This window comes from Paenibacillus oryzisoli, assembly GCF_050467285.1.
GTDB lineage: Bacteria > Bacillota > Bacilli > Paenibacillales > NBRC-103111 > Paenibacillus_E > Paenibacillus_E oryzisoli_A.
Genome location: NZ_JBCMUN010000022.1, coordinates 24,832 through 44,677, shown reverse-complemented (window position 1 = coordinate 44,677; position 19,846 = coordinate 24,832). Strand labels below are relative to the sequence as shown.

The 19,846-nt window shown below is 51.5% G+C and carries 20 protein-coding genes; 16 read left to right on the top strand and 4 right to left on the bottom strand.

Annotation, left to right across the window (positions count from 1 at the left end; all coding sequences use genetic code 11):
- The first annotated feature begins 17 nt into the window (after positions 1–17).
- The 7 genes from ABE504_RS29585 (at position 18) to ABE504_RS29555 (ending at position 6,885) form a co-directional block, all read left to right on the top strand.
- Positions 18–872 (top strand): carbohydrate ABC transporter permease, encoded by an 855-nt coding sequence (locus tag ABE504_RS29585; RefSeq protein WP_430095993.1) that lies wholly within the window; start codon positions 18–20, stop codon positions 870–872.
- A gap of 79 nt (positions 873–951) precedes the next feature.
- On the top strand, positions 952–2,544 hold the full coding sequence (locus ABE504_RS29580; RefSeq protein WP_430095851.1) for an extracellular solute-binding protein: 1,593 nt from the start codon (positions 952–954) through the stop codon (positions 2,542–2,544).
- 138 nt (positions 2,545–2,682) lie between these two features.
- A complete protein-coding gene (locus ABE504_RS29575) occupies positions 2,683–3,123 on the top strand; it encodes a MarR family winged helix-turn-helix transcriptional regulator (RefSeq protein ID WP_430095849.1) in 441 nt (146 codons plus the stop codon).
- A gap of 42 nt (positions 3,124–3,165) precedes the next feature.
- The gene (locus ABE504_RS29570; protein WP_430095847.1) at positions 3,166–4,086 is read left to right on the top strand and encodes an AEC family transporter; all 921 of its coding nucleotides are present in this window, start codon (positions 3,166–3,168) and stop codon (positions 4,084–4,086) included.
- 99 nt (positions 4,087–4,185) lie between these two features.
- A complete protein-coding gene (locus ABE504_RS29565; protein ID WP_430095845.1) occupies positions 4,186–4,485 on the top strand; it encodes a hypothetical protein in 300 nt (99 codons plus the stop codon).
- A gap of 27 nt (positions 4,486–4,512) precedes the next feature.
- Complete coding sequence (locus ABE504_RS29560; protein WP_430095842.1) at positions 4,513–4,875, top strand: DUF423 domain-containing protein; 363 nt, start codon at positions 4,513–4,515, stop codon at positions 4,873–4,875.
- A 153-nt stretch (positions 4,876–5,028) separates the two neighbouring features.
- On the top strand, positions 5,029–6,885 hold the full coding sequence (locus ABE504_RS29555) for a putative bifunctional diguanylate cyclase/phosphodiesterase (protein WP_430095839.1): 1,857 nt from the start codon (positions 5,029–5,031) through the stop codon (positions 6,883–6,885).
- 42 nt (positions 6,886–6,927) lie between these two features.
- Here ABE504_RS29555 and ABE504_RS29550 read toward each other — a convergent pair whose 3' ends face one another.
- Positions 6,928–7,413, bottom strand: coding sequence for a hypothetical protein (locus tag ABE504_RS29550; RefSeq protein ID WP_430095837.1), 486 nt, complete (start codon positions 7,411–7,413; stop codon positions 6,928–6,930).
- Positions 7,414–7,640: 227 nt separating this feature from the next.
- Here ABE504_RS29550 and ABE504_RS29545 point away from each other — a divergent pair, with 227 nt between their 5' ends.
- From ABE504_RS29545 to ABE504_RS29515, 7 genes are all read left to right on the top strand, one after another.
- A complete protein-coding gene (locus ABE504_RS29545) occupies positions 7,641–8,426 on the top strand; it encodes a type II toxin-antitoxin system PemK/MazF family toxin (RefSeq protein ID WP_430095835.1) in 786 nt (261 codons plus the stop codon).
- 307 nt (positions 8,427–8,733) lie between these two features.
- Entirely contained in the window at positions 8,734–9,036 is a 303-nt protein-coding gene (locus tag ABE504_RS29540; RefSeq protein ID WP_430095832.1) for a YunC family protein, read from the top strand.
- Between the two features lie 263 nt (positions 9,037–9,299).
- Positions 9,300–10,055 carry a basic amino acid ABC transporter substrate-binding protein gene (locus tag ABE504_RS29535; RefSeq protein WP_430095991.1) on the top strand — a complete coding sequence of 252 codons (756 nt, stop codon included), beginning with the start codon at positions 9,300–9,302 and terminating at the stop codon, positions 10,053–10,055.
- A 103-nt stretch (positions 10,056–10,158) separates the two neighbouring features.
- Positions 10,159–10,806 carry an amino acid ABC transporter permease gene (locus ABE504_RS29530; RefSeq protein ID WP_430095830.1) on the top strand — a complete coding sequence of 216 codons (648 nt, stop codon included), beginning with the start codon at positions 10,159–10,161 and terminating at the stop codon, positions 10,804–10,806.
- A gap of 10 nt (positions 10,807–10,816) precedes the next feature.
- Positions 10,817–11,536, top strand: coding sequence for an amino acid ABC transporter ATP-binding protein (locus tag ABE504_RS29525; RefSeq protein WP_430095988.1), 720 nt, complete (start codon positions 10,817–10,819; stop codon positions 11,534–11,536).
- A 182-nt stretch (positions 11,537–11,718) separates the two neighbouring features.
- A complete protein-coding gene (locus ABE504_RS29520) occupies positions 11,719–13,014 on the top strand; it encodes a homocysteine synthase (protein ID WP_430095827.1) in 1,296 nt (431 codons plus the stop codon).
- 185 nt (positions 13,015–13,199) lie between these two features.
- Entirely contained in the window at positions 13,200–14,075 is an 876-nt protein-coding gene (locus ABE504_RS29515; RefSeq protein WP_430095825.1) for a D-alanyl-D-alanine carboxypeptidase family protein, read from the top strand.
- 49 nt (positions 14,076–14,124) lie between these two features.
- Here the strand turns inward: ABE504_RS29515 and namA are convergent, their stop codons facing one another.
- Complete coding sequence (gene namA / locus ABE504_RS29510; RefSeq protein WP_430095822.1) at positions 14,125–15,129, bottom strand: NADPH dehydrogenase NamA; 1,005 nt, start codon at positions 15,127–15,129, stop codon at positions 14,125–14,127.
- 236 nt (positions 15,130–15,365) lie between these two features.
- Between namA and ABE504_RS29505 the strand changes: the two genes are divergently transcribed.
- Both ABE504_RS29505 and ABE504_RS29500 read left to right on the top strand, forming a co-directional pair.
- Positions 15,366–16,373 carry a Gfo/Idh/MocA family protein gene (locus tag ABE504_RS29505; protein ID WP_430095820.1) on the top strand — a complete coding sequence of 336 codons (1,008 nt, stop codon included), beginning with the start codon at positions 15,366–15,368 and terminating at the stop codon, positions 16,371–16,373.
- Between the two features lie 37 nt (positions 16,374–16,410).
- Positions 16,411–17,358 carry a helix-turn-helix domain-containing protein gene (locus ABE504_RS29500; protein ID WP_430095818.1) on the top strand — a complete coding sequence of 316 codons (948 nt, stop codon included), beginning with the start codon at positions 16,411–16,413 and terminating at the stop codon, positions 17,356–17,358.
- A gap of 85 nt (positions 17,359–17,443) precedes the next feature.
- On the opposite strand, the gene mtnA is transcribed toward ABE504_RS29500, so the two are convergent.
- Together mtnA and mtnK are read right to left on the bottom strand one after the other, a co-directional pair.
- Positions 17,444–18,511: an S-methyl-5-thioribose-1-phosphate isomerase gene (mtnA, locus tag ABE504_RS29495; protein ID WP_430095816.1), complete on the bottom strand. Its 1,068-nt coding sequence runs from the start codon at positions 18,509–18,511 to the stop codon at positions 17,444–17,446.
- Positions 18,508–19,728, bottom strand: a complete 1,221-nt coding sequence (gene mtnK, locus ABE504_RS29490) for an S-methyl-5-thioribose kinase (protein WP_430095814.1) — start codon at positions 19,726–19,728, stop codon at positions 18,508–18,510. Before mtnK ends, mtnA begins: the two co-directional genes overlap by 4 nt.
- Between the last annotated feature and the right edge of the window lie 118 nt (positions 19,729–19,846).

Here is a 19,846-nt window from a genome sequence, read left to right as displayed (position 1 = left end):
ACGTCATTGCTTTTCATATGTTGGCTTATCTCATTATTATTGCGCTTTCCGTGCTCTGTTTGTTCCCGTTCATTCTGATCATATCGGGGTCCTTGACCGAGAATGAATCGATTATCAAGCACGGGTATCATTTGATTCCGCAGGTGTTTTCCATCACGGCTTACAAAGCGGTGCTGAATTTTCCCGACAAGGTGCTGCGAGCATACGGCGTCACGACGTTTGTGACCGTCACGGGGACGGCGCTGGGGCTGTTTATGATGACGATGACAGGGTATGTGCTGCAGCGGAAAGATTTTAAATATCGGAATGTGGCTTCCTTTTATATTTACTTCACGACGCTGTTCGGCGGCGGTTTGGTGCCTTGGTATATTTTGATTACGAAATATTTAAAATTCACAGATTCGTACATGGCGCTCATTTTCCCTGGGCTGATGACGCCGTTTCTGGTGCTGCTCATGCGCAGTTTTATCTCTGCTTCCATCCCGGATGAGTTGTCAGAGTCGGCGAAAATCGACGGGGCGAACGATTTTACGATTTACTATCGGATCGTGCTGCCGCTTGCGCTGCCGGGCATTGCGACGGTGGGGCTGTTTCTCGCCCTTCATTATTGGAACAGCTGGTTCTCGACGTCGCTTTTCATCAACGATCAGAACAAATACGAGCTGCAATATTTCTTGTACAACATTATCAATACGGCAGCGGCCATCTCGCAGCTTGGAGTCAGTACAGGGGCGACGATGAGTCAGGAGATTCCGACCGAGTCGACCAAATTGGCGATGGCCATCATTGTGACGGGGCCGATTCTGTTTCTATATCCGTTTGTCCAGCGTTTCTTTGTTAAAGGGTTAACGATTGGCGCAGTGAAAGGTTAGACCTGAATCGGAGGAAGTCCGACAGCTAACATAGAGGTTTGTTCGAATACCATATATAATGAATAAAGGGAGGATTTGTATGAAACATCATTTAAAAAATACGTTCGGCGCATCCATCGCCGTTGCGCTCGTCGGCTCACTGCTTGCCGGGTGCAGCTCGACAACATCCACGGACAGCCCATCGCCGAGCGCCGCTGCGAGCAAAGCGCCTGAAGCTTCCACCGCCCAGACTACACCTGCTGCGCCTGCGGGCCTCGACATCTCGAAGAAAGTGGAGCTCCAGTTTTACATGCTGGGACCGGCGCCAAAAGATTTGCCGGTGATCGAGGATGAAATTAACAAGCTCGCGCTCAAGGATTTGAATGCAACCGTCAAATTCAACTTCACCACCTGGACCGACTGGGATCAAAAATATAAACTGCTCCTCTCCTCCGGCCAAGCGGTCGACTTGATCTTCACCGCTGACTGGACGCAGTATCAGGCATACGCGAAGAAGGGTGCGTTCCTGCCACTCGACGACTTGCTGCCCAAAGCGGCGCCGAAGCTGAACAGCTTCGTGCCGAAGGACATGTGGGATGCCGTGAAGATCGACGGCAAAATCTACACCGTCCCGGCCACCTATAAGGAATATGTGACGACGGGTTTCATCTGGCGGGAGGACCTGCGCCAGAAATACAATCTGCCGAAGCCGGATTCCTTGGCGAACTTCGAGGCATATTTGGCCGGCATCAAGAAGAACGAGCCCGACATGATTCCGCTCGCTGCGAACAGCGATGTGAAAGGCAGTCTCTCCGACCAGTATAAAAACTTGACGATCGACCCTGTAGGCGCGCTGCCGTACGGCATGCAAGTTCCGTACAAGAATCCGTCGGAAGTGACCGCGTACTGGGGCTCTCCCGAACATTTGGCCGAGCTGAAAACGTTGAAGAAATGGCAGGACGCCGGCTACATTTCCAAAAACGTCCTGAACACCAAAGATGCGATGACGGATCTGATTACAAGCGGTAAAGCTGCGGCGAACCTCGGGGACAATCCGACGCGCTTCAACGACCAGAAGCTGAAAATCGCCTCCACGCATCCGGATTGGAAGCTGGAGTATTACCCGGCACCATCCATTAAAGGCCATGCCGAGCCTGTGCATCCGATCCATAACGGCTTTGCGATTCCGAAAAGCAGTAAGAACGCAGAGCGAGCGTTGGCTTTTTATGAGAAGATGGTGACGGACAAAACGTATAACCAATTGACACAGTACGGCATTTTAGGTAAAAACTATGAAGTTGATAACGGCTATTATAAAATGATCGGCGACAGCAACACGAATGGCTTCCCACGCGAAGGCATGCAGGGTTGGGCATGGCGCAACCCGGAATTCATGCTGTTCGATAAAGGGTATGACGGCGTGAAGCAAATTTTCTCCGACTTGGATAAAATCGCTACTCCGGACAAATTCACCGGCTTTGCTGAAGACTATACCAGTTATCAGGCTGAGCGGGCTGCTTTGGAGCAAGTGGAGAAACAGTATCTCTATCCGCTGGAAGCAGGGCTTGTCGCTGACGTGGAGGGCGGTCTGAAAACCTTCATGGAGAAGGCGAAAGTGGCCGGTCTTGATAAAATCCAGGCGGAGTACAAAAAGCAATGGTTAGAGTATGTGAAGAGCGCGAATATAAAGTAGCGTTGCAGTGATAATGAGCGGAAGGGCGCCTAAGCGGCGCTCTTTTCGCTTTTTTGGCAGGTTGACATCCATAGGATAATTGTTTAAATTGGAAGCGAATCGATTGTTTGCAAAATGATAGATGAAAGGAATTTGACGATGAGCAGTAGTGAATTTTTGAAATTGGAAAATCAGCTGTGCTTCAGTCTATATGCGAGCTCGAGAGCAATAACGCGGATGTATCGTCCTCTTCTGGAAGAACTGGGGATTACGTACCCGCAATATCTCGTACTACTGGTCTTGTGGGATCAGGAGGAAAGCACCGTCAAGGAGCTCAGCGAGAAGCTGGACCTGGATTCCGGGACGCTGACGCCGATGCTGAAGCGCATGGAAGCGCAGCAGTTGTTGGTGCGAAAGCGGTCGCAGGAGGACGAGCGGGTTGTGAATATCCTGCTTACGGAGACGGGGCGCGCGCTGTACGATCGTGCCATGTGCATTCCGCAGACGCTATTCGCGGCGAGCGGGCTCTCGCAAGAAGAAATTGTGAGCTTTAATCAGCAGCTGCAGCGTATCATTACAAGTGTAAATGCCACGATGTAACGGAGACAACAGGGGTATGCGAGGAACGGGGACGAACAGCGAATGAATTACTTCATCTATATTCTGATTAATAACATCGTGCCGATCAGCATTATGATTGCGATTGGGGCGACGATCTATCGCGCATTTAAAATCGATATTCGCACGTTATCGAAGCTGAATTTTTATGTGTTTTCACCGGCTATCGTGTTTACGAAGCTGTATGAATCCGAAATGAGCCTGTCCGTGCTGATGCAGGTGCTCTTATTTTTTGTCATTTTCTTTTCGCTGCTGTTTGCGATCATTGAAATCATCGTTCGCGTGCAGAAGCACCAGCGCGGGATGCGGGTTGCGATGCGCAACAGCGTCATTTTCTACAACAGTGCCAATTATGCGCTGCCGCTGAATCAGACGGTTTTTGCCGGAAATGCGTATACGCTGTCCATTCAAATTATTATTATGATTATGCAGACGTTAATCCCAAATACATACGGCATATATGCGCTGAATGCACATAGGGCGAGCTGGAAGGCGACGATGCGAACGATTCTGTCGCTGCCGGTTATTTATATCATTCCGCTGGCGATGCTGCTTCGCTATTTCCATGTGCCAGTGCCGGAGTCGATCCATCTGCCGATTAGCTATATCGCGAATGCGTTTATGGCAACGGCATTGCTAACGCTAGGTGTGCAGCTTGGCGCGATGAAATGGGAATTCCATTTCTCGAACGTGCTGCTCTCCAATTTATTGCGGCTGGCGGTGGGGCCGCTGCTCGGATTTTTCGTCGTCTGGCTGCTCGGACTCTACGGACTGACGGCTAAGGCCTTGATTTTGTCCTGTGCGGTGCCGACGTCGCTGAGCTCGGTGCTATTGGCCATTGAGTATGAAAATGAAGCGGAATTCTCTTCACAGGCGGTGTTTACCTCGACGTTGTTCAGCATGATTACGATTCCGATTGTGATTTATTTTTTGGACTGGGTATAAAGTTGTAGATTGGGCGTGACAATAGCAGGAATATCGACAAATTTTGGCGAATATATGCAGGACTACAATTGTAACCATATGAAAGGGGATTCTGTCCTGATGTTGTACCAATTCAGCCAGTATGTCACGATCGTCGATATGAACGAGGAGATTTTGTCGGAGGTTGTTTTCGAGCATGGAGAGTATGATGTCAATGCTGTTGCCATTGGTTCTTCTGTATTTACCCACCAACTGGGTCTGCGCCAATTTGAAGTGGTTTTTGATAAGCGGGAAGGCAAGACGACTCGTTATAAGGTCGTAGACATTGAGATTAATCTAATTGAGCAGCCAACCGTGACACGCGTATATCTGGAGCCTGTCCAATTGATTGTGGGGCAGCACGATATTGGCGCCGTGTAGCGGAGGCCAGGAAGGAAGTAAGTTTAGATGAGATTGTTTATACTGATTGGCGCTATTAATGCGTTTCTATCCGTCGCGTTAGGGGCGTTCGGCGCACATGTATTGAAAGATCGCATTCCCGATAAAATCGATGTGTTTCAAACCGGGGTGCATTACCATATGATTCATGCGGTGGCGCTGCTTGTCATCGCCTTGCTGGCAGATCGTTTGCCTCATACCTCTCTCGTAACCGCGTCCGGATGGGCGATTTTCATCGGTATCATTTTGTTCTCGGGTAGTCTATATGCATTAAGCCTAACGGGCCTGAAAGTGTTCGGTCCGATTACTCCACTGGGCGGCGTAAGCTTTTTGGTCGGTTGGGTGCTGCTCGCGATTGCCGCGTTGAAATAGCAACCGACAATATTGACGAAAGAGGTGGAGAAATTCCGCCTCTTTTTTTCTATTTCCGACAAGGCAGCAGGAAAATTCCGCCTCTTTGTAGAATGAAGACGATGATAACGCTTCCTAGCGGTATTCGATAGGCAGCAATAAGGAGGCTAATTCGTGAAAAACCGGCTTTATATTGGCTTCTATGTGGTCGCAGCCGTAGGTGTCAGCCTTTTCCTAAAGCCGTTTGCTCCCTGGTTTTGTTTACTGGCATCGCTGCTATTGATCTACTGGCTGCGAAGACGTCAAACGGAACCGGATGCTATCCAAACGGTCGCGCCTGATGAGAGGGAGCAGTTCCACATTCTCGATTCCTTGTTTGAGCATAATCCCAACGCGATTCTCTTCTATAAGAAAGGGCAGCGTTTCGTGCGCATGAATAGAGCCGCGGAGGCTCTGCTGGGGTATACCCTGGAGGAGTTCGCAGTCATTGATATGACGACCATCATGACGAAGGAGCAGATTGCGCATGACGCAAGAGTGCTCGCGGCGCATATGGGTATGACGGTGAACTTCGAGACGTCCGTTCTGCATAAAAGCGGCTACCGCATCGACATGAAAGTGACGGCTGTCCCCGTTTCCATTGCCCCAGACGAACAAGGGTTTATTCTGATCGGTCAAGATGTCACGGAGCGCAAACGCGGCGACGAACAAATTCGCTACATGGCCTATTACGACGATATGACGGGCTTGCCGAACCGGCGCTTGTTTAAAGAGCAACTGAACGAATGCCTGAAGATTTGCAAAAAATCCGGGCAAAAGCTCGCCGTCTTTTACTTGGATATTGACATGTTCAAATTGGTGAACGACAGCTTCGGCTATGATTATGGGAACATGCTGCTCCTGCAGTTGGCCGAACGATTTACGCATTGTGTGACCGAGAGCGACTTTCTAGCGCGTACGGAAGGCGATGAGTTCGCTTTTTACTATACGAATGTTGCGGACGCAGGCGATGTCATTGCGGTCATCGCAGGTATTAACCGCGTGTTGACAGCGCCATTCCTGCTCGAGCAGTATGAGCTTCATGTAACGGCAAGCATCGGGGTGGCGATTGCGGGCGATGAAGACGAAGACGCCGATATGCTGATGAAATACGCGGACATTGCGCTTGCGAGAGCGAAGGACAAAGGCAGGAACGACTATCAGATTTTCAACAGCGATATGAAATTGACGTCCATTAACCGCCTCAAGCTGGAAAACGAGCTGCGCCGCGCACTCGCGAACGATGAATTTGTCCTTCATTTTCAGCCGCAGGTGGAGATCCAGACCGGGCGCATTGTCGGCGCCGAAGCGTTGATTCGCTGGGATCATCCGGAGCGCGGATTGATCTCGCCGAGTCAATTCATTCCCTTTGCAGAGGAGTCGGGACTCATCGTGCCGATCGGGGAATGGGTGTTGAAGGCGGCATGCCGCCAGAACAAACTGTGGCAGGACACGGGCTATCCGCCGATTGCCATCTCGGTGAATTTGTCGATGCGCCAATTTTTCCAGCATAACTTGAAGGGAAAAATCAGCCATGTGCTAGAGCAGACGAAGCTTGATCCGCAGTATCTGGAGCTCGAAATTACGGAGAGCATGACGATGGATGTAGATCATGCTATTCAATCGCTGCTGGAGCTCAAAGAGCTAGGCGTTGGCGTTAGTATCGACGACTTCGGTACGGGTTACAGCTCACTCTATTATTTGAAAAAATTCCCGATCGACAAACTCAAAATTGATCGTTCGTTCGTGAGGGACATCATGGAAGATCCGAATGACGCGGCAATCGTCGCCACGATCATTGCCATGACGCATCATTTGAATTTGAAGGTGATCGCGGAAGGTGTGGAAACGGAAGATCAGCTGAAGTTCCTGTACCAGAACCGTTGCTACGAAGTGCAGGGCTACTGGTTCAGCCCGCCGATTGCAGGCGAGGCGCTCGAGCTGATGATGAGCGAGGGCATGACGGCGGCCGCGTTGGCCCCCGAGGAATAACAAGAAGGCTCCCTGGCATTAATTAGCCGCGGGAGCCTTCGCTTATTTTTGATCGAAAGCGACGTAATCGTCAATTTCATTCAGCTTGAACAGATACACTTTTTTCTCATCCACATGATAAACGGTGACATTCTGGTTGTCACGGTCGAAATTGAGGATGCGGCAGGGCAGATTGAGCTTGATGCCTTGGGCTTTAATGACGGTCAGGCGGATCAACGTGTTGTTCGCTTTAAAGCTTTCCAGTTGATGCATGATGTCATGAGCGGAGTCTGCACTCGGTGGTTTGGCCGCGGGGGGTGCGGTCTTGCCCGCAGGCTGTGCGGGTGCCTGCTTGCCAGCATTCGTGTTCAGCGCGATGAGCTTCCCAAGGTTGATACCCTTGAGGATCTGGTAGTCTTTGACGGTGTCCACGTTCAGAAGATGAAGGAGCTTCTCCATGGCTAGGCCATTAGTCCCTTCTTCAATTAAAATTTCTACCGTGAACAGATGTCCGTTCTTCGCTTTCGAATTGGAGTTCCCCTGACTCATATAGCCTCCTGGTCCTAAATGAAATGGCTCGTCTTCTTACTATATCACGATCTTGGCGGCAAAAGTAGTTCGGATTGCCCGGAATCGTGGGAAAATTATTGGAAAATGTTTTACGGGATTTCTTTTTAGCTGTCAATGCATAGGTCATGGAATCTTTATTATTGAGAAAATTAGGGGAATTGCTGTATAATTTTACTAGTTTGAAAAGAATAGGGTGATTGATAGAAATGACAATTGATAGGAATCAAGTCATATCATTATTAAATGAACCGAATGTTAAAACCGCATTAGCGAACACTAACCGTAATGTGGAAACTGAGCTTCTACATCTTTTTCAGAATAATTATAAAATGATGTCGAATCAGACTATGCATAAAAGCTTGGAATTCATCCTTGATCTCAATTCTTGGCAAGAGTACGGAATCCATGGTTCTAAGAGAACAGAGAAAAAAACTCACGCCGCAACATTGAGTTATAAAAAAGGCGATGTAGTATTTGTAAAACTCGGTACACTTAATATTGGAGATGAACTTTCCTATGATCATATGGGAGTTGTGATAGGAGAGTTCGAAAAATTCATTGTGATGGTACCTATTACTACGAATCGTGGTCAGAACTACTACGGTGAGATGGGAAAATCCGTCATTCATGTTGACAAGGGTGGAACGCTTGATGTAGGGTTTCAAAATAATTCCACCCTAGTTGTACATCAGATCCGCAGTGTACATAAAAATCGAATCATTAGAGATCTTAACTTTTCAATTAAAGGAACCCCCTTATGGAAAGAGCTAGAACAGAAAATAGCATCACGTTTTGCTACCGAATTTATTGAAGAGAAAGATAAATTAGTTAGAAAGCTGAAGAATCAAACTAAATCCGACTTGCGAATACAGAGAAAAAAATATGAAGCTCAAATAGAACTGCTACAACATCAAATGATGAAGGCCAACGAGAGGGTTGTAGAGTTGGAAAAAGAATTATCTTTGAAACAGGTTGCCCCGACTAAGGAATAATCTCTTGACAATGGTTAAAATGAGTTATAGACTTGACTTATTAAGTCTCTAGTCTGTGAAATACGTGCAGTCGTAGTGGGACATTTGGACATGAAGTGCTATGCCTTGTAAATGGATTCATTTCTTTTACGTAGAAGGCATGAGGGAGGCGCCCGAATACGGGGTCTCCCTTATTTGTTTTACAATCAATATGTTCTGCGCCTCGAGGAAAGTCTTGACTTACAAAAAACATTCCCTCTCCCACCACACCGTACTAGCCGCCCTCGCATATACTACCGTAAGACTGCGAAGAGGAGCTGTGCAGAGCATGATGCGCGTAGAACCCATTCTCCTTGAGGGACATACAGCAATCGCAATTGAAGTCAAGCTGCCGAAAACGACGCTGCTGGTTGTGACAACGGATAAAGGCTATATTATGTGCGGTGCGCTGGATGTGGCGCTGCTCAATGAACGGTTGCGGGAACGCAACATTATTGCTGCTCGGGCGACCGGTGTTCGGACGATTCAGGAGCTGCTTGATGCGCCGCTGGAGTCCGTGACCTATACGGCGGAAGATCTAGGTATTGTGGCAGGGATGACAGGCAGGGACGCCATTCTGAGAATGATGTAAGTGAACAACACATAGCGCTGTAAAAGATAAGTATGCGACACCGGCGATCAAGAGATCCCGGTGTTTTTGCTTTGGTGGGCAAGACGAATCTGCCGCTTCCGTTTTGTGCAAGAAAACAAAGATGTCAGAAAATCCGACTTTCCACCAATTTCCTGCTGACATAGCTGTTGTCATTTTATTGACCAAGTGTTAATATATGATTCGGTATGAACTAGAACGGGGGAAGATGAGTGAAAAGATTTAGTATTTTTGCACTAGCAGCGATGATGCTGGTTGCGTTGACAGCTTGCGGATCCAAAGACAGCGGGAGCGCTAAGATCAAATTTGCTACCGATGCGGCATACGCGCCGATGGAGTACATGGATAAAGGCAAAATGACAGGCTTTGACATTGAGTTTCTTGATGCCGTCATGAAAGAAGCCGGCATTTCTTACGAAGTTGTCAACACCGGTTGGGATACGATGCTGACGAGTGTTGAGCAAGGCAAAGAATATCAAGGCGGCATTTCCAGCGTTTCCATTACGGAAAAGCGGAAGGAATCTTACGATTATTCGATTCCTTATTTTGAGTCGATTAACATGATCTTAGTCAAAGAAGGCAGTCCTGTGAAAAGCGCTGCTGACCTAAAGGACAAGAAGGTGGCCGTTCAGATTTCCACTACAGCGGACACGCTGATGTCGGGCATCATGGGCGCAGACAACAAGTCGCTCAAGCGGATGGATAACAACACGCTGGCACTGATGGAGCTTGAAAATAACGGTGTAGACGCGGTCGTCGCGGACGTTGCCATCGTTAGTGAATATGTAAAAAATAATCCGAACAAAAAATTGGTTGCCATTTCCGATCCGAAAAATTTCGAATCCGAATATTACGGTATCTTGCTTCCAAAGGGCAGCGAGCTGAAAGCGAAGCTTGACCCAGCGATCAAGAAAATTATCGAAAACGGCACGTATACGACGGTATATAAAAAATGGTTTGGCCAAGAGCCGGATACCAAGAAACTACTTGAACAAAAATAATGGAAACCGGAGCATGCGCAGCACTGTGCGCATGCTTTTGTTCATGATAGGGACCGAAGCACGACATGTCTAACGGTTCTAATGAAAGGAAAGGAAGAGTTGAATGGATTTTCGTTTCGATATTATTATTGATTATTTGCCTCTGCTGCTGAAAGGTACGCTCTGGACGATCGGCATCTCGATTCTATCCATTCTGTTCGGTTCGGTGCTGGGCCTAGCTGTGGGCTTGGGCAAAATGTCCAGCCGCGGTTACTTGACCTGGCCGTGCAGCATCTATGTGAATTTCTTCCGCGGCACGCCGCTGTTGGTACAAATTTTGCTCGTGCACTTCGGTGTCGTGCCGTTATTTCTTGGCGAGACGAATGCCATCGTCGCTTCGATCACAGCGTTGTCGCTGAACTCGGCGGCGTACATGGCGGAAATTTTCCGCGCCGGCATTCAATCGATTGACAAAGGGCAGACGGAAGCAGCGTATTCGCTGGGGATGACGCATGTGCAGACGATGAAGAGCGTTATTTTGCCGCAAGCGATGAAACGGATGATTCCGCCGTTCGGAAATGAGTTTATCGTGCTCATCAAGGATTCCTCTTTATTTGCGATTATTGCGGCGCCAGAGCTGATGTACTGGTCGAATGCGATGCGCAGCCAATACTTCAAAGTGTGGGAGCCGTATCTGACCGCGGCTTTGATTTATTTTATTTTGACATATTCCTTAAGCAAGCTGCTTGGCTATTTGGAGAGGAGGATGTAGGGTGTCTGCGATGATTGAAGTACGAAATCTGCAAAAAGCGTTCGGGGACAATGTGGTTCTTCGCAACATCAGCGCGGATGTGGAGCGCAAGGAAGTGCTTGTCGTGATCGGACCTTCCGGTTCGGGCAAATCGACGTTTCTGCGCTGTCTGAACCTGCTGGAAGTGCCGGACGACGGAACGATCCTCATCGAAGGCCAGGCGATCATCGGCAGCCGCAACATTCATGAAATCCGGGCGGATCTCGGCATGGTGTTCCAGCGGTTTCACCTGTTTCCTCATATGAGCGTGGTCGATAACATAATGCTGGCTCCGATCAAGGTTAGAAAATGGCCGGAAGAGAAAGCTCGGGCCAAAGCCTTGGAGCTGCTGGCAAAAGTCGGGCTGGCGGACAAAGCGAACGCCAAGCCGGACTCGTTATCCGGAGGTCAGGCGCAGCGTGTGGCGATTGCCCGCGCACTGGCGATGGAGCCGAAAATCATGCTGTTCGACGAGCCGACATCGGCCCTCGATCCAGAGATGGTCGGCGAGGTACTCGCGGTCATGAAGCAGCTGGCGCAGGAAGGCATGACGATGGTTGTGGTTACGCACGAAATGGGCTTTGCCCGCGAAGTCGGCGACCGTGTCATGTTCATGGAGCAAGGCGTCATCGTGGAGGTTGGCAAGCCCGCGCAAATATTTGAGCATCCGACGCAGGAGCGGACGAAGGCGTTTTTATCGAAAGTATTATAAGAGTGAAAAGACTGCGCTTATCGAAGCGCAGTCTTTGGCATATATAGGAGACAATCTGAAAATCTATCATTGACTTCTAGCAGCATCTTCCAGTAGAATTATATCATACTATTCCTGTAGGAATAATTTACATTTTTTCCTGCAAACCATCTACTATTATACATACCCTAGGAGGCATGCTCATGTCAAATTCTGAACGTAAGTTCTTACCGGAAACGTTGGCCATTCACGCAGGACAAGAGGTCGACCCTGTTACCAAATCCCGTGCTGTCCCGATTTACCAAACCACGTCTTATGTTTTTAATGACACGGAGCATGCCGCTAATTTGTTCGCCCTCAAAGAGTTCGGCAACATCTACACGCGGATCATGAATCCAACGACCGATGTGTTCGAAAAGCGCATTGCCGCGCTGGAAGGCGCGCCTGCGGCACTCGCAGTAGCATCTGGACAATCTGCCATTACGTTTTCTATTATCAATATCGCTGAAGCAGGCGATGAAATCGTAGCGGCATCCGCGCTGTACGGTGGTACCTATAATCTGTTTGCCAACACACTGCCTAAATTAGGCATTAAAGTGAAATTCGTCGACGCCAGCAACCCTGAGAACTTCCGCGCTGCCATTACGGAGAAAACGAAAGCGCTGTACGCAGAGTCTATCGGCAATCCGAGCGGGGATATTCTGGACATTGCCGCGGTTGCCGAGATTGCGCATGAGAACGGCATTCCGCTTATCGTCGACAACACGTTCCCAAGCCCGTATTTGCTTCGTCCGATCGAGCATGGCGCCGACATCGTCGTTCATTCGGCAACGAAGTTCATCGGAGGCCATGGCACAACCATTGGCGGCGTCATCGTGGACGGCGGGAAGTTCGATTGGGCGGCTTCCGGCAAATTTCCGGGTCTTACGACACCGGACCCAAGCTACAACGGTGTCGTATATACACAAGCGGTTGGGCCGATCGCGTACATCATTAAAGCGCGCGTTCAATTGCTGCGCGATTTGGGGGCGTCTCTGTCTCCGAACAGCGCGTTCCTCCTGCTGCAAGGCTTGGAAACGTTGCATTTGCGTATGGAACGTCACAGCTCCAATGCGCTCGAGGTCGCGAAATACCTGGAAGCGCACGAAGCTGTGGACTGGGTGAGCTATCCAGGCTTGGAAAGCCATGCGTCCTACCAGAAGGCGCAAACGTATTTGCCGAAAGGGCAAGGCGCGATTCTGAGCTTTGGCATTAAAGGCGGCGTAGAGGCAGGCAAGAAACTGATTCATGCTGTAGAGCTGTTCTCGCATTTGGCGAACGTAGGCGATTCAAAATCCTTGATCATTCACCCGGCAAGCACGACGCATTCCCAGCTGGGAGAGCAGGAGCAAGCGTCTGCCGGCGTAACACCAGGACTTATCCGCTTGTCGGTCGGTACGGAAGCGATTCAAGATATTATTTACGATCTGGAGCAGGCAATCGCGGCAAGCCAGAACTAGACTTCTCGGCGTAAAACTTGTCACCAACCCGTCATTCCGCTTAAAATATGAAAAGGCTGCGTTTAGGAGCTACCCTAAAGGCAGTCTTTTTTGTTGTTTGGATGGAACTATGAAACTTTTTCAGCTCGAACCGTGTCTATTCTTTTGAAAAGTTTTTACAACGTTTAGGGGGCAAAACGAGAAGTATGAATACGAAAATGAAGGTATCAATTTCCATTTTAATAGCAGCGTCTGTCGTGGCGCTGACAGGCTGCGGAGACAAGCAAGAAGCAGCAAGCTCATCGCCTGCGCCGACAACGGCAGTGACAACCCAGCCTACGTCTTCGCCGAATACGGGCGGCCAGGCGAGTGCCACACCGATTTCCCAGGCAACGACCACGCCTGCGGCTTCGACAAAGCCGGGAGCAAGTCCCACCGGGAAAGCGTTGGCAACGTCAAGTCCTGCGGCGACGAAGGGAGACGCGGTCCAAGTGGTCGCCAACCCGACGAGCGTGACGGTGCTTGTTAACAAGCAAAACTCATTGCCATCCAGCTATGAGCCGAGCGATCTGGTGTATCCGAACATTCCTTTCACGTTCAAGGAAAAGATCGAAAAGCGCAAAATGCGCCAGGTCGCGGCGACAGCCATTGAGAAGCTGTTTGCGGGCGCAGAGAAAGACGGTATTCATCTCGCAGGTGTATCGGCCTATCGGTCTTATGTGACGCAGAAATCCGTCTTTGAGCGGTATGTGAGCATCGACGGCGAAGAAAAGGCGAAAACGTACAGTGCGGTGCCAGGCACCAGCGAGCATGAAACAGGTCTGGCGATCGATGTGACCGGCAGCAACGGCAAGTGTGCGGCCGAGGATTGCTTCGGGGGGACGAAAGAGGCCGTATGGCTCGAGAAGCATGCGTACGAGTATGGTTTTATTATTCGCTATCCCAAAGGCAAAGAGGGCATTACCGGCTACCAGTACGAGCCTTGGCATATTCGCTATGTCGGAAACGATATAGCCAAAGAAATTCAGACGAAGAATGTCACGCTGGAAGAATACTTTCGGACGGTTCCCGTCGCCAAATAACAATACCCTCGCGGGAACGACAGCCGTTCCCAGCGAGGGTATTCTCGTTTTACCAGCCCCGACTGTAAGACGGCGGCGGCGCAAGCTCGGCCTGCAGCTCGCGAGCGGCTGTCCGGGCCCAGTACGGATCGCGCAGCAGCGCGCGTCCGAGGAAGATCAGGTCGGCGCGCCCATTCTGCAAAATTTCTTCAGCTTGCTGCGCGCTGGTAATGAGGCCGACGACACCGACCGGGATGCCGGCTTCGTGACGAAGCTTCTCGGCGAACGGCACTTGATAGCCTGGGTAGGAATCAGGCACGACAGGCGCATTACCGCCAGAGCTCACGTCGATGAGATGTACGCCGAGCGCTTTCAATTGCCGGGCTACATAAACGTAGTCCTCCGGAGTAAGCCCGCCATCGACATATTCATTCGCCGATATGCGCACGAATAAAGGACCGTCCCAGCGCGCTTGGACGGCTTCCACCGTCTCGCGCAGAAAACGGAAGCGGCGTTCCGCGTCGCCGCCGTACGCGTCTTGCCGGTGATTCGAGTGCGGCGACAGAAACTCGTTAATCAAGTAGCCATGAGCGGCATGTAGCTCAATGACGTCGAAACCGGCTTGATTGGCACGCTCAGCGGAATCGGCAAACGCCTGAATCGCAGCTTGAATGTCTGCCAGTGATGCTTCTTCTGGCGTTTTGGACGATTCGGAGAAGGGGATGGCCGATGGGGCGAGCGCAGGCGTGTCGAGCACCGCTTTGCGGCCGGCATGGGCCAGTTGAATGCCAATGTGCGCGCCGAAGCCGTGAACGGATTCGACGACTCGCCGCAAGCCTTCGATTTGGCCGTCCTGCCAGATGCCCAGGTCACGCGCCGAAATGCGGCCCTCCGGGGTAACGGCGGTGGCTTCTAGCACGATGAGGCCGACTTGGCCGACGGCTCTTGTTGCGTAATGGACGTAATGCCAGTCCTTCACTTCGCCCGAATCATCAGAAGCGTACATGCACATGGGCGACATGACGATGCGATTTTTCAGCGTAAGGCCGCCGACCGTATAAGGTGAAAATAACATAAGAATCCCTCCTGGCCTTGCTAGTATGGATTTATTTTAAACTAATCCAATTGGAATAATCAAGTTTGGTCTATGCGCTGAAATGCTTGACGAATATAAGGATCTACTTTACAGTTCAAATTATACGACAGGAAGGATGTCGCAATTTTGCACAACAATCTGTCGCTAAATCGAAATTTAATCCCAGGTTTCACCGTGATACAATGAACCCAAGTCACTTATTTGGAGGTATTACGATGAAAGTAGCTATGCTCAGCTTCTGGCATGTACATGCGAAAGATTATGCAAAACAAGTGGATGAACACCCGAACACGGAAATTGCCGCGGTATGGGACGAACTGCCGGATAGAGGCCAGGATGAGGCCGCGAAGCGGGGCGTACCCTTCTATGCGAGCTTGGAAGAACTGCTGGCAAATCCCGAGATTGAAGCTGTGGTTGTCGATACGCCAACCAATTTGCATCGCGATGTCATGATCGCGGCAGCAAAGGCGGGCAAACATATTTTTACCGAAAAAGTCGTGGCGCCTACGCTGCATGAAGTGAATGAGATTTTGGCGGCTGTCGAGGAAGCGGGCGTTACGTTGACCGTATCGCTGCCAAGGCTGAATTCGCCTTCGACGCAAGCGATTCAGCGTGTGCTCGCAGAAGAGAAATTGGGACAACTTACGTTGGTTCGGGCGCGCTTGTCACACAATGGTGGCATTTCGACGACGGCGAATCCGAATGGCTGGCTGCCGGCACATTTCTACAATGCAGAGCAGTGCGGCGGCGGTGCGCTCATCGATTTGGGCTGTCATCCCATGTACCTGACACGCTTGCTGCTCGGACTTCCCGACGCTGTAAGCGCTTCATACGGGTATGTAACCGGACGTGAAGTGGAAGATAACGCAGTCGCCTTGCTCCACTATCCGAACGGTGCGATTGGCATCGTAGAAGCCGGATTCGTCAACGCGCATTCCCCATTCGTCGTCGAATTGCACGGGACGGACGGCAGCCTGCTGTATTCCGAGCATGACGGACGTGTGCTGGTGAAATCGAACCGGGATGCTAACGCGGCGTGGACGGAAGTGCAGATGCCTGCGGCGAAGCTGTCGGCTTTTGACCAGTGGGTCGCACATATTCAGCAAGGCACGAAGGCCGAGGAAAATATTCGCCTGGCTGTAGATTTAACGAAACTGATGGAGGCGTCCAACCAATCCGCTGCAAGCAAAGGGCAGGTGCGGCTGGATTCGCTGCAACCGTAACGGGGAGACCCGAGAGGGAAAGGAAGCCGTGAACAGCATGAATCAGCCCTTTTATTTCGAACCGATGCTTGAAAATCCGATGGCGCTCGATCGCCTGGACCTCAGCTTTCGCTGGGGTGGGTACGGTCTGACGATACTCAAATGTCATTTGACCTCGTTTGCCCCTGGGGCGGTGGTCGATTTTCATCATCACTCCGAGTTTGAAATTCATTATATCCCGCGTGGAAAAGGAAGAGTCATCCTCGATGGCACGACATATCCGCTGCAGGAGGGCATGCTGTATGTCACGGCTCCCGGTGTGAGCCATCGGCAGGAAGCGGATGAGCGCGAGGCCATGGGTGAACTTTGCCTGCATGTGGACATCGTGAAGCTGGAGGAGCCGCACGATAATCTTGAGGGCGCCATGCGGGAATGGGGCGAAGCTTGGGAGCGTGCGGAAGCGGATGCTTGCATTCAGCAGCTGCGCGATGCACCGCATATGCCGGCGCAGGACCGGCAGGATGCGATGAAATATTTTCTGGTGGCTTATGAGGCCTGGCGCAGCAATGGGCTTGGGCAGTACACGACGATTAAGCAAGCGATCGTCCAGATGCTGCTGCGGACCGTCGGCGCCTACCGGTTGGATGGGCAAGGGGTCAACCTGCCTGCGCGGGACATGAAAAGCTATCGCTACCAATTGGCGGTGCAATTCATTGAGGATAACTATCGCCGTCCGCTTACGCTGGAAGGCGTGGCGGAACGCGTGCAGATCTCCTCTCGGCAGCTGCAGCGCATTTTCAAGGAGCAGGCCGGCATCTCGTTCAGCGAATATCTGGAGCGGATTCGTCTCAAATATGTGTGCAGCGAGCTGCTGCAAACGACGCTGACGCTGGAGAAAATCGCCGAGCGCAGCGGCTTCACGTCCAGCAATTATTTGCACTATGTGTTTAAAAAAGCGTTCGGCACCACGCCGAACGCTTATCGCGGGCATCAGTTGCAGCTTTGATGATCCCATGTTGCAACAGCGAATGCCAAATAAAGAGGATGCCCCTCGCCATTTCGAATGAAATGGCCGGGGCACCCTCTTTTTATTATTCGAACAGCTTGCGCAAGTTCTCGGTATAAGGCGCTTGCACGATGCCTTTTTCCGTGATGATCGCGGTGACATACTCGTTCGGCGTCACGTCAAACGCCGGGTTGAACACCTTCACGCCCGCCGGTGCCGTGCGCTTGCCGAAGCCTTGCGTGATCTCGTCTTCGTGGCGCTCCTCGATCGGAATGTCGCCGCCAGTCGGCGTGTTCAGATCGATCGTGGACAGCGGGCACGCCACGTAGAACGGAATGCCGTGCGCCTTCGCCAGCACGGCGACGCTGTACGTGCCGATCTTGTTGGCCACGTCGCCATTCGCCGCTACGCGGTCTGTGCCGACGATGACCGCCTGCACCCAGCCCTTGGCCATGACCGCGCCGGCCATGTTATCGCAGATGAGCGTGACGTCCACGCCCGCTTGCTGCAGTTCAAAAGCGGTGAGCCGTGCGCCTTGCAGCACGGGCCGCGTTTCATCGGCGAACACTTTGATGTTCAGCCCTTTTTCCTTCGCCAAGTAGAACGGCGCGAGCGCCGTGCCATACTTGGCGGTAGCAAGACCGCCGGCGTTGCAGTGCGTCAGCACGCCGAAGCCGTCCTCGAACAGCGCGAGCGCGTGTTCGCCGATCAGGCGGTTGGTCTCCACGTCCTCCGCCTGGATCTGCTGCGCTTCTGCAAGAAGCGCCTCTTGGAATGCCGCTGGGCTCACGCCTTCGGCGGCCAGCGCCGTCGCGCGCGCGCGCATGCGGTCGAGCGCCCAGAACAGGTTGACGGCCGTCGGACGCGACGTCGCCAGGTAGTCCGCCTGCTTCTGGACTTCGGCCAGAAGCGCATCTACGCCGCCATCCACACCGCGGATGCCGAGGTACACGCCGTATGCGGCGGCGATGCCGATCGCGGGGGCGCCGCGCACTTTGAGGTGGCGAATCGCTTCCCACACCTCAATGGGGGTTTCAAGCGGAAGATAGACGATCTCTTCCGGCAATAAGCGTTGATCCAGCAGATCAAGCTGCTGGCCGTTCCAGCGCAAGGATTCGAGCGCGCTTGATGTCTCTGTGCCGTTCAAACTCATAGGGCAAAACCTCTTTCTACAGCTTGCGTCGCCAGCGCGATCAGCTCGTCGATGTTGTTCACTTGGCGGTTTGTGCGGATCGCGCCGGTGCCGATGCGCAGCGCCAAACGCTGTGCGCGTTCTCTAGCCGCGGCGTCTTCGATTTTATCAATGTCGGCGACATGGGCGAGGCCGACGACGCGGCGCACCATTTTCGCACCGGTAAAGCCTACGGCGTCGCGCAGCAAATTCGCTACGAAATAATCTTGGTAGCCAGGCGTTGCAAATACGCGGTCCACACCCTGCTCATTCCAAAGCGCGCGGAAGTTCGCTTCAAAATGCGTCCAAACGTCCTTCACGGTTTGAATCAGGTAAGCACGGTACTCGGCGCGGCCTTCCTCATCCTGACTCCAGCCCTCTTGACCTGCATAGTTCAGCAGCAAATTGCCCAGTACAGCGCCGATATCAAAGCCCATCGGACCGTAATAGGCAAATTCAGGGTCGATCACTTTCGTTGAATCAGGTTTGATAAAAATCGAACCGGTATGCAAGTCCCCATGCAGCAGCGCTTGCGACTGCGTCAGGAATTTGTTGCGGAGAATCGCCACTTCGAGATGAAGCTCGCTGTCGTTCCACAGCGCTTCGGCCGCATCGCGGATGTGCGCTTCAATGTTATTATTGTCCGAATTGCGGTACGGATCGTCGAAAATCAAATCTTCGGTAATTTTGCACAGCTCAGGGTTGATAAATCGGCCTTGCTGCAGCTTTTTCTCCTGCTGATTTTTCCCGAGGTCGGAAGTGAAGAACAGGGTGTGGGCCAGGAAGCGTCCGATATGCTCGGCAAAAAGCGGATACTGATTGCGCTCGATCAAGCCGCGGCGCATGATAACGTGATCGCTGAGGTCTTCCATGACCGTCAGAGCCAGATCGGCATCGTATGTGTACACATGCGGCACGAGGTCCGGGCACAGCGCTTCTTCGATCATCAGCGCCTCGCTCTCAATGCGGGCGCGGTCTAGCGTCAGCGGCCACGATTCGCCGACAACTTTGGCGTAAGGCAGCGCCTGTTTTAAAATAATGCTTTTCCCCGTCCCAGCTTCGGTAATCCGGAATACAAGGTTAAGGTTGCCGTCCCCGATTTCTTGGCTGGACAGCTCAGAGCCTGTTTGAAATAACTGCGGGATTTGACGCGCATACGCAATTGCTTGCGCTTCGGTCAGCGGATGGTAGTTTGACATTGATTTTCCTCCTATAAGTAATGGAATTAATTCCAACTAAATTACTCTGTTTTGATGAGTCTTTTCCTAGTATAAGGCATATTGCGGCAGCTTGAAATACTCTGGACGCAATTGTTTC